The following is an 11587-nucleotide window of genomic DNA, read 5'->3' as shown; positions in this document are numbered from 1 at the left end:
TCAAAGACCACACCCCCGTTCCCTGTTCTTTGTTGATTTTATCCTACAATCTAAAAATCTTTTCTGCCGCTCATAAATTCGACAAACTGCCCTGTTCCTATTGCAACTACCTTCATCGGATCTTCTGCCGTCATCGTATTAATTCCTGTCTTTTCTTCTATCAATTCTTCTAGACCACGCAGCATAGCGCCGCCTCCTGTCAAGACGATACCTCTGTCCAAAATATCAGCAGACAGCTCCGGCGGTGTCTGTTCCAGTACAGAAATAACCGCTTCTACGATCTGCCCGGTTGCTTCTCTGAGCGCTTCCTCTGTCTCGGAGGACGTCACCGTCACGGTCTTGGGCAGACCTGTCACCAGGTTCCTTCCTCTGACTTCCAGTGTCTCTTCCTCCACCAGAGGATACGTTGTTCCGATTTTGATCTTTATATCTTCAGCCGTACGCTCGCCGATCAGAAGATTATGCTTCTTCCGCATATATCTGACGATTGCCTCGTCAAAATCATCGCCTGCAACTTTTATGGACGTATTGACGACTGTACCGCCCAGTGAGATCACAGCAATATCCGCTGTTCCGCCGCCTATATCTACGATCATATTTCCACATGGTTTTGCAATATCTATCCCGGCTCCGATAGCCGCTGCTACCGGTTCCTCGATCAAATGTACTTCTCTTGCGCCGGCCGCAAAAGTAGCCTCTTCTACTGCTTTCTTCTCTACTTCCGTAACACCGCTCGGCACACAGATGCTGATACGTGGTTTCTTGAACGTACGCTTTCCTAAAGACTTCTGTACAAAATACTTGATCATTTTCTCCGTCACTGTGTAATCTGAGATTACTCCCTGACGCAGAGGCCGGACTGCTATGATATTCCCCGGTGTCCGCCCGAGCATCAGACGCGCTTCCTCCCCGATCGCCTTGATCACATTTGTATCTCTGTCAAAAGCCACTACCGACGGCTCCTTTAATACTACGCCTTTTCCCTTTACGTATACCAGTACACTTGCCGTACCTAAATCTATCCCGATATCCACTGACATATCGACTCTCCCTTCTAATTTCTCTATACTCTTCCACTCTTATCCCCTGTATCTTTCTGTCTCATAAGACAAGATTTTATCCGATCACTGTTGCAGATAAAGCATCCATCCCCATATGCTCCTTTACCCTTAGTATACGAGAAACAGACAAAACCGTCTCACAATTTTGTCTATCCACACACTGAGGGTATCTGCACCAATTAGTATAATAAACTTTTTCTGAAATGGAAACCCCTTTTTCATATTTTTAGTTTTTCTTAAGGATTGCGTCTATATACTTGCCTGTATATGATTTTTTATTCTTTGTCACCTCTTCCGGCGTACCCACAGCAACGATCGTACCGCCTTTGTCGCCTCCCTCTGGTCCAATATCGATAATATAATCTGCTGTTTTGATCACATCCAGGTTATGTTCGATCACCACTACCGTATTGCCGTCTCCTGATAACCTGCGCAGGATCTCCGTCAGTTTATGCACATCCGCAAAGTGCAGACCTGTGGTAGGTTCATCTAAGATATATACCGTTTTCCCTGTACTTCTCCGGCTTAATTCAGAAGCCAATTTAATACGCTGTGCCTCGCCGCCGGAAAGTTCCGTAGAGGGCTGTCCCAGACGAATATACGAGAGTCCTACGTCATTTAGTGTCTCCATTTTTCTCCGAATACTCGGAACATGTTCAAAAAACTTCAACGCTTCTTCCACCGTCATATTCAGGACATCATAGATCGTTTTCCCTTTGTATTTTACTTCCAGCGTCTCTCGATTGTATCGTTTTCCCCCGCAAACTTCACATGGCACATACACATCCGGCAAAAAATGCATCGCAATCTTTATGATCCCGTCCCCACTGCATGCCTCACAGCGTCCGCCCTTGACATTAAAACTAAACCTTCCCTTTTTGTATCCTCTCGCTTTCGCATCCGGCGTAGCCGCAAACAAATCACGGATCAAGTCAAACACGCCTGTATACGTCGCCGGATTTGAACGTGGTGTTCTGCCGATCGGCGACTGATCGATAGCGATCACTTTATCCACCTGTTCCAGTCCTTCAATCCTTTTATGCTTTCCCGGGATCGTACGGGCATGGTTTAATTCCTTTGCCAGCTTTTTATATAAGATTTCATTGATCAGGGAGCTCTTCCCGGAACCGGAAACACCTGTAACACAAGTCATCACCCCCAGTGGAATCTCTACATCTATATTTTTCAAATTATTTTCCTGAGCGCCGACAATCTTTAAGAAACCTATTGGTTTCTTTCTTTCCTTCGGAACCGGAATTTTTATTTTTCCGCTTAGATAAGCGCCTGTTACAGATTTTTCATTTTTCATAATCTCCTTTGCCGTGCCTACCGCAATAACTTCACCGCCATGTTCTCCTGCTCCTGGTCCAATGTCTACAATGCAGTCTGCCGCAAGCATTGTATCTTCATCATGCTCCACTACGATCAAAGTGTTTCCCAGATCCCGCAGGTGTTTTAACGTAGCCAGCAGTTTATCATTATCTCTTTGGTGCAGCCCGATACTCGGCTCATCCAAAATATACGCCACACCTACCAGACCAGACCCTATCTGAGTCGCCAGCCTGATCCTCTGCGCTTCTCCTCCGGATAAGGAGCCTGCCGCTCTGGAAAGGGTCAGATATTCTAATCCCACATCCATCAAAAACTGCGTCCTGGCTTTGATCTCTTTTAAAATCTGGCTTCCGATCATTTTTTGCGTATCCGTCAATTCCAGGCCGGATAGAAATTGCTGCAGCTTTTCAATTGAAAGCGCCGTCACCTCTGCAATATTCTTTCCTCCTACAGTCACTGCCAGTGCGCCGGGCTTTAATCTTTGTCCGCCACAGGCAGAGCACGGCGTAATATTCATAAACGTCTCATATTCCGCCTTCATCGCTTCTGAACCTGTTTCACGGTATCTGCGTTCTACATTTTTTATCAATCCTTCAAACACCACGTCATAGACGCCTTCCCCACGCTGACCTTTATAATACACCTTTACAGATTTACCATTTGTACCATAAATTAATACATCATGAATTTTTTTCGGGTACTTTTCAAAGGGCGTATCCAGATCAAATTTATATTCCTTGCACAAAGCGTCTAAGATCGCCCTCGTAAAACTAGATTTATCTGCACAGGACTGCCAGCCCAGGACTGTGATCGCTCCTTCTCTGATAGACAAAGACGGATCTGGGATCATCAGTTCTTCTGCGAATTCCATCTTATAGCCCAGTCCATAACAGTCCGGACATGCGCCAAACGGATTATTGAAGGAAAAACTTCTAGGTTCGATCTCCTCAATACTGATCCCGCAGTCCGGGCAGGAGAAACTCTGACTGAAATTCAGCGGCCTGCCTCCTATTACATCTACAACAAGCAGACCTTCCGCCAGATGCAATACGCTTTCCACAGAGTCGGTCAGACGTTTTTCTATTCCCGGTTTTACGATCAGGCGATCTACTATGATCTCGATCGTATGTTTGATGTTTTTATCCAACTGTATCTCTTCAGAAAGTTCATACAGATTTCCATCTACACGTACACGTACATACCCGCTCTTTTTGGCCCTTTCAAATAATTTAGTATGCGTTCCTTTCCTGCCTCTGACTACCGGTGCCAAAAGCTGGATCCTTGTACCTTCCGGGAGCGCCATCACCTGATCTACCATCTGATCTACAGTCTGCTTTTTGATTTCCCTGCCGCATTTCGGACAATGCGGGATTCCGACCCTCGCATAGAGCAAACGAAAATAATCATAGATTTCGGTTACAGTCCCGACTGTAGAACGCGGATTGTGATTTGTCGACTTCTGGTCGATGGAAATTGCCGGAGACAGTCCTTCTATACTTTCTACATTTGGTTTCTCCATCTGCCCTAAGAATTGTCTGGCATAAGAAGAAAGCGACTCCATATATCGCCTTTGTCCTTCCGCATAAATCGTGTCAAATGCCAGGGAAGATTTCCCTGATCCGCTCAAACCGGTAAGAACGACCAGTTCATTTCTTGGTATATCCAAATCTATATTTTTTAAGTTATTTTCATTTGCGCCTCGTATCTTGATATACTTCCGCGCATCCATCTTTATGCCCATATTGTGGTTTTATCCTTTCTATTCATCCATTTCATGCAAAGATTTTTTTAACTGTAACAATTTATCACGTAATTCTGCCGCCGTCTCAAAATTTAATTCTGCCGCCGCCTTCTTCATTTGTTTTGTGATATCTGCCACTAATTTTTCCAATTCTTTCCGGCTCATAGATTCTGGGTCTTTTTCCATACGCATCTCTTCTGCTGCCACTTTCTTTGAGATACTGATCAGATCCCGTACCGATTTCTGTATAGTCTTAGGCGTGATCCCATGCTCCTCGTTATATTTTATCTGGATCTCACGGCGACGCTTCGTTTCCTCCATTGCCAGTTGCATAGAGTCTGTGATCATGTCTGCATACATGATCACATGTCCTTCTGCGTTCCGCGCCGCGCGTCCGATGGTCTGGATCAGCGACGTCTCAGAACGGAGGAATCCTTCCTTGTCCGCATCTAAAATTGCGACCAATGTGATCTCTGGAATGTCCAGTCCCTCTCGCAGCAGATTGATCCCTACAAGCACATCAAATACATCCAGCCGCATATCTCGTATGATTTCTGTCCTCTCTAGTGTGTCTATATCCGAATGAAGATACTTTACCCGTATCCCCACCTCACGCATATACTCTGTCAGGTCTTCTGCCATCCGCTTTGTCAGCGTCGTTACAAGCACTTTATTCTTCTTGGAGACCTCCTTGTTGATCTCCCCGATCAGATCATCTATCTGTCCTTCCACCGGACGGACTACGACCTCCGGATCCAAAAGCCCCGTAGGGCGGATCACCTGCTCTGCCCGCAGAAGCTCATGCTCTTCTTCATAAGGTCCCGGAGTCGCGGAAACAAACAATACTTGGTTGATCTTAGATTCAAATTCTCCAAAATTCAGCGGACGATTGTCCTTTGCCGATGGCAGGCGAAAACCATACTCTACCAATGTCGATTTCCTAGATTGATCGCCGGCATACATACCGCCGATCTGTGGAACAGTCTTATGAGACTCGTCGATCATTATGATAAAATCATCCGGAAAATAGTCGATCAGTGTATACGGAGCCTGTCCCGGCTTTAGGCCTGCAAGATGACGGGAATAATTCTCAATTCCCGAACAAAACCCTGTCTCTTTGAGCATTTCTATATCAAAATTCGTACGTTCCGCAATTCTCTGTGCCTCCAAAAGCTTATCCTGGCGTTTAAACTCTTTTACTCGTTCTTTCAGTTCTGCTTCTATGTCTTTCACTGCGCGATTAATATTTTCTCTGTCGACTACATAGTGAGAAGCTGGAAAGATCGCTGCATGCTTTAATTCATCTTTGATCTCTCCGGTCAAAATATCTATTTCTGTGATTCTGTCGATCTCATCTCCAAACCATTCAATACGGATGGCTGTATCCATAGAGTTCGCTGGGATAACTTCCAGTACATCCCCTCTTACCCGGAAAGTCCCTCGATGAAAATCCATTTCATTGCGGTCGTATTGGATCTCTACCAGCTTTGCCATCACTTCATCTCTGTCCCGTATCATGCCCGGTCGCAGAGAGATTACCATATTCTGATAATCTACCGGACTGCCCAGTCCGTATATACAAGAAACACTTGCCACGATCACCACGTCCCTGCGCTCCATCAGAGCCATGGTCGCTGAAAGGCGCAGCTTGTCTATCTCATCATTGATAGAGGAATCCTTGGCAATGTAGGTGTCTGAGGAAGGAACATAGGCCTCCGGTTGATAGTAGTCGTAGTAGGATACAAAATATTCTACTGCATTATTGGGGAAGAATTCTTTGAATTCCCCATAGAGCTGCGCCGCCAGCGTTTTGTTGTGGGCGATAATCAGCGTCGGTTTATTTAATTGTGCGATGACGTTCGCCATCGTGAAAGTCTTGCCGGAACCGGTGACCCCTAGTAAAGTCTGGCATTGGTTGCCTTCCTTGAAGCCTTTTACAAGCTGCTCAATGGCTTGGGGCTGGTCGCCGGTAGGGGCATATTCTGATACTAATTCAAAATGATCCATGAAATTCCTCCTATGAATCTATTATCTTCATTCTCTCTGGCTATTATATCAGAATATAAAATAAAAGTACAGAATAAATCGAATGTTTGTTCTGTACTTCTCATTACCATTTTCCTTATTATATCTTCTGCATAGCCGAAACAGCCACGCCTTGCAAGGAATTATTATTCTCCAGAATCTTTTCTTATTTCGTGAACTACCCATTGTCTAAAGCCAATGGGCTTCCTGCTTCATCGACCTCGTGTCTCCGCTCCGCTTCGGTCGGCTCAAAGCCGACGTTCACTGAACGTCGTTCGCCCTACTATCTCCACAGGCGTTAATTCGGGCAGTTCCTGCCCTATATATGCTTCTTTTATGCTATTTGCCTTAATCCTTCTGCCAGTATATTTTTTGCGGCATTGATATCTCTATCTTGTTTTGTTCCACAATTCGGACATATCCATTCCCTTACCGATAAATCTTTTGTATCTGTATTTTGATATCCACAGGCAAAACACAACTGGCTACTGGCATAAAATGTGTCTATTTTGACATATTCCCTGCCATTCCATTTTGACTTATATTCCAGTTGCCTTGTAAGCTCATACCATGACACATCACTGATTGATTTTGCTAAATGATGATTTTTTACCATGTTTTTTATCTGCAGATTTTCCGAAACTATTACTTGGTTTTCGCTGACAATTTCGTGTGAAATCTTATGTAGATAATCTTTTCTGCTATTTGTTATCTTCTCATGGCATATTGCGATTTCTTTTTTCTTCTTCTCGTAATTTCTGCTGCCTTTTTCCTTATATTCCAGTTGCCTTTGCAGTCTCGACAGCTTCCTCTCATTCTTTTTTATTATCTTTGGATTTTCGTACCTTATCCCATCCGATGTGATACATAAATCCTTAATCCCTAAATCCAATCCTATATTTTGGTTTCTGTGTGGCAATTTTTCATGCTCTGTTTCTACCAGTATTGACACATAGTATTTCCCACTTGGAACCTGACTGACCGTGGCTGATTTTATTTTGCCATGGAATTCTCTGTGCAGTTTTGCTTTTACTTCTTTTAACTTTGGCAGCTTTATTTTTCCATTCTCTAAATCTACAGCTATATTTCCATTCGTAAAATTCGTTGTATAGGATTTATGGGTATCGTGTTTACTCTTAAACTTTGGATAGCCCGTATGTTCTTTGAAAAACTTCTGATAAGCTGAATCCATATTATAGATTGCATTCGTCAGGGCAAACTTATCCACTTCTTTTAACCATTCATATGTCTTCTTTAATTCTCTGTTACAGTAATTGTTGCAGCCTGTTTTACTGATGGTTTTTTTCTCTTTCTCGTAAGCTTCTTTTCGATATGCAAGCGTCTGGTTATATACAAAACGGCAACAGCCAAATGTTTTAGCTATCTGCATTTTCTGCTCATTGTTTGGATATACCCTGTATTTATATGCTTTTAACATTTGCTGACGCCTGCCCTTCTATCCTTGATTTTCTATATACTTCTTTAACATTTCTTCGGAAACATTTCCTACACTACAGGCAAAGCATCCATCTGTCCAAAAGGTATGTTCTTTCCAAAAATGTTTTCGTAAATAAGTGGAATATCTCTCCCAAATGTGATATGTTGTATAACCTTTCATCAGATTTACGATTTTACTGACAGACATTATTGGTTCTGTCTCTATCATGTAATGAATGTGATCTTTGTCAGTTTCCATATACCTAATAATTACATTATGTCTTTGACATATCTCATAAGAAAACTGTTTTATATCATCTGATATTTGCTTTGATGTCAGTAATTTCTTTCTATACTTGCACACAAAAATATTATGATATTGGAGTAAATATTTGTGTCTGCTTTTTGATTTCCATGTTCCCATGGCGTAAGTATAACACAAGCCACTACTTTTGGCTATCTTAACCCACCGTCTAAAGCCAGTGGGATTGCGGTAGCCTTATTTCAATAAGATATGACTTTTCGTACGTTTACTATCAGCCACATTTTCAAATATATTCGTAACAGGATTCGTCACGAAGCCACAAACTCTATGCCCCATACACATCTGCTGTACTAATTTCTTTGAACTGTCCCAGTCATTGTGTTTTTTGTATCCCCAAATTTACGTCATGCAAGTCTTGATTTTCCTTGCGTTTTAGAAGTATCGTTATCTAACGTCAACTTTCGTTCTGTCCGTAATGTCTTATTTTCTCTATACTGTCTACTACTTTTTCTGTACATATTTCAGACAATCGAGTGTTACCGCGATAAGAATGATGATACCAGAAAATACAAACTGAAGGTTTGTATCAATTCCAAGTATTGTCAGTGCATAGGTCAGCGCCGTGAAAATGATAACACCGACTACAACGCCGGAAATCTTGCCGATACCTCCTGTAAAGGATACGCCGCCAACAACGCAGGCAGCGATTGCGTTCATTTCCCAGCCCTGTCCGTATGCCGCGGAACCGGATCCGACCATTCTCGCACATTCCAGCCAGGAGCCGAAACCATAGAGAATACCTGCCAGGATGAACGCTCCCATTGTCACCTTAAATACGGATATACCAGACACAGAAGCCGCTTCCGGATTTCCGCCGACCGCATACAGATTCTTTCCGAATATGGTTTTGTTCCAGATAAACCATACAATAGCAATCGCTGCAACCGCCCAGATGATAATCGTTGGGAAGGCGTTGAATTTCGGGATAATCATAGTCGGGATCATCGGATTGATCGCTCCGAAGGACACACCCTTTGTAGCGTAGGTTACAATACCAAAGATAATCAGTGTATTTGCCATTGTTGAAATAAACGGATGCATTTTAAACTTCGCTGTAAAAAAACCTGCAATGATTGTAAATATCGTGCAGAGCACAATACACACGATAAGCGCCAGGATAAGCTGTGCGATGACCGGGATCCTCGTAAAGTCGAACACGTGCCCAAACACAGCGCCTGTATTTATACCTTGATGCATGATGATCGTGGCGGCAGTCATACCCATACCTACCATACGTCCGATAGAAAGATCGGTTCCTGCCAGCATAATCAGTCCCGCAACTCCCAGTGCAAGAAACATCTGCGGTGACGCCTGCTGGAGTATATTCAGTACATTGTTATATGTCAACAGCGGAGCCCCTTTCACAAGCGGGGTGATGATACATAATGCGATAAATACGATAATTATTGCGAAATACAGTCCATTACGCAGAAGAAAATCCCTGCGGTTGAAGGTATACTTATAGTTTTCCCATTTCTGTGCTTTTGCTTCTGCAAATGTAAATTTTGACATGCGCAGCAGATCGATCAGGTGGTATTTATATGTATATGCCGCATGTCTTCTGTCTTTTACCGCCTGATAATCTTTCTGGAGTTCCATCTTCGCATCAAACAGCCTGTTTTTGTATACATACTTCTCATCCTTGATTTCCTGGTGATCTGTCGTCTTGGAAAGAAGCTGGGCATGTTCTTTCCCTAGCGCCGCGACCGCACTCCGGTATTTTGCCTTTGCCGCTTTCTTTTCCTCCTTGCAGCTTGCCTTGACAGCCTGATAGTAATCCTTGTCAAAATGTTCTTTCAAGTGTTCTTCCGCCTTGGCGATTAATTTTGAGACCTCCGCCTTATGGCTGTTTTCCACAGCCTTTGCTTTTTTCAATTCTTTTTTCAGATCTGCGAACCGATTCGCCTGTTCGCCTTTTGTCATAGTTTTGTCTCTTTTAAGTACGTCCATACTGCTCTGGAGCGAAACCACTTTATCTGTACCGTCTTTCCGTAAGCTGTCGATCTTTGCCTGAATTCCTCCTACATAATCTTCTATAGGCTTAAGAAGCTGTGCTTCCTGTCCAGCCGTAAGAATTTTTCTATTTCCATTTGCCATATCTTTAAATCTCCCTTTTTATAGGTGTTTTGCACTGAGCCTTAACAATTCTTCCTGATCTGTTTCTTTTGTGTTGACTATGCCAGAGAGCCGCCCATTCGACATAACGCCGATCCGGTTCGTAATACCCAGGATCTCCGGCATTTCAGAGGAAACAACGATAATCGTCTTTCCCATTTTCGCCATCTGGATAATCAGTTCATATATCTCATATTTCGCCCCTACGTCAATTCCGCGCGTAGGTTCATCCATCATGAACACCTGGGGCTGTCTCTCCAACCATTTCCCGAAGATGACCTTCTGCTGGTTTCCGCCCGACAAGCTGGAAATCATATCCTCCGGCCCCATACATTTTGTGCGCATTATTTTAATCTCATCGGAGGTTGCTTTCGTCATCTTTGAATCGGAAAGCGCCACTCCCGATTTATAATGATCCAGATTTGCTATTGTAGTATTGAAAACGAGGTCGCCTTTCAAAAAAATCCCGTTTGCCTTCCGTTCCTCCGTAATCAAAGCAAAACCATGATCCATTGCCTCTTTTGCACTGTTGAAATTCATCAGTTTATTGTTAAAGTACACTCTTCCCGCAGCCCTTGTACGGATTCCGAAAATCGTTTCCAGAAGCTCTGTCCGCCCCGCCCCGACAAGTCCGTACAACCCAAATATCTCTCCTTCCCTCACCTTAAAAGAAATATCCTGGAGATAAGGTGCAAACTTTGTTGAAAGGTGCTGGACGGAAAGCACCGATTCTCCCGGTGTATTGTCCACCAGTGGGAAACGGTTGTCCAGTGAACGTCCGACCATCGCCGCAATCAGCTCGTTCATATCTGTGTCCTTTGTTTTCTTTGTCATAACAAGATTACCATCCCTAAGTACAGAAATCTCATCGCATATCTCGAATATCTCATCCATTTTATGTGAAATATAAATAAGCGCCACGCCCTGTTCCCTGAGCATCCGCATCATCTCAAACAGTTTCTCTACTTCCTGTACGGTCAATGATGAAGTCGGTTCGTCAAGAACAATAATTTTTGAATTATAAGAAATTGCTTTGGCGATCTCACACATCTGTCTCTGTGATACAGACATATTTCTCATTGGTCCTGAAAGGCTGACAGTTATCCCGAGCTTTCTGAAAAGCTCGGATGCCTCTTTTTTCATCCTTCCTTCATCAACCACGCCTATGGAATTAGTCGGATAACGTCCGAGAAACAAGTTATCTGCCACATTTCTTTCCAGACACTGGTTTAGTTCCTGGTGAACCATTGCAACGCCGTTTTCAAGTGCGTTTTTGGGTCCTGTAAAGTTTACTTCCTTCCTGTCAAGGAAGATCTTTCCTTCGTCTTTCTGATACGTACCGAACAGACACTTCATCATTGTTGATTTTCCGGCGCCATTTTCACCCATCAGTCCCATAACTGTCCCTCGTTTCACATCCAGGTTAATGTGATCGAGAACTCTGTTGCGTCCAAAGGACTTGCTCAGGCCACGTATCGATAAGATAATATCCTCTCTTCTGTCTGCCATTATTTCTTACTCCTGTTCACATGTAGTCATATTTTCAACATT

At 43.4% G+C, this 11587-nt stretch carries 7 protein-coding genes; all 7 read right to left on the bottom strand.

The window, feature by feature from the left end:
- Positions 1 to 50: 50 nt before the first annotated feature.
- The gene (mreB, locus tag BN3282_RS10440) at positions 51 to 1040 is read right to left on the bottom strand and encodes a rod shape-determining protein (protein ID WP_059068970.1); all 990 of its coding nucleotides are present in this window, start codon (positions 1038 to 1040) and stop codon (positions 51 to 53) included.
- Between the two features lie 247 nt (positions 1041 to 1287).
- Entirely contained in the window at positions 1288 to 4134 is a 2847-nt protein-coding gene (uvrA, locus tag BN3282_RS10435) for an excinuclease ABC subunit UvrA (RefSeq protein ID WP_059068968.1), read from the bottom strand.
- Between the two features lie 18 nt (positions 4135 to 4152).
- Positions 4153 to 6141, bottom strand: a complete 1989-nt coding sequence (uvrB, locus tag BN3282_RS10430; protein WP_059068967.1) for an excinuclease ABC subunit UvrB — start codon at positions 6139 to 6141, stop codon at positions 4153 to 4155.
- A 352-nt stretch (positions 6142 to 6493) separates the two neighbouring features.
- Positions 6494 to 7597, bottom strand: a complete 1104-nt coding sequence (gene tnpB, locus BN3282_RS10425) for an IS200/IS605 family element RNA-guided endonuclease TnpB (RefSeq protein ID WP_059068965.1) — start codon at positions 7595 to 7597, stop codon at positions 6494 to 6496.
- An 18-nt stretch (positions 7598 to 7615) separates the two neighbouring features.
- Positions 7616 to 8020 carry an IS200/IS605 family transposase gene (tnpA, locus tag BN3282_RS10420; protein WP_059068964.1) on the bottom strand — a complete coding sequence of 135 codons (405 nt, stop codon included), beginning with the start codon at positions 8018 to 8020 and terminating at the stop codon, positions 7616 to 7618.
- A 342-nt stretch (positions 8021 to 8362) separates the two neighbouring features.
- Positions 8363 to 10018, bottom strand: coding sequence for a galactose/methyl galactoside ABC transporter permease MglC (locus BN3282_RS10415; RefSeq protein ID WP_059068962.1), 1656 nt, complete (start codon positions 10016 to 10018; stop codon positions 8363 to 8365).
- Positions 10019 to 10036: 18 nt separating this feature from the next.
- Positions 10037 to 11545 (bottom strand): sugar ABC transporter ATP-binding protein, encoded by a 1509-nt coding sequence (locus BN3282_RS10410; RefSeq protein ID WP_059068960.1) that lies wholly within the window; start codon positions 11543 to 11545, stop codon positions 10037 to 10039.
- Positions 11546 to 11587: the final 42 nt, after the last annotated feature.

This window comes from Mediterraneibacter massiliensis (genome assembly GCF_001487105.1).
Lineage (GTDB): Bacteria > Bacillota > Clostridia > Lachnospirales > Lachnospiraceae > Mediterraneibacter > Mediterraneibacter massiliensis.
This window is presented reverse-complemented; position numbering and strand designations above follow the sequence as displayed.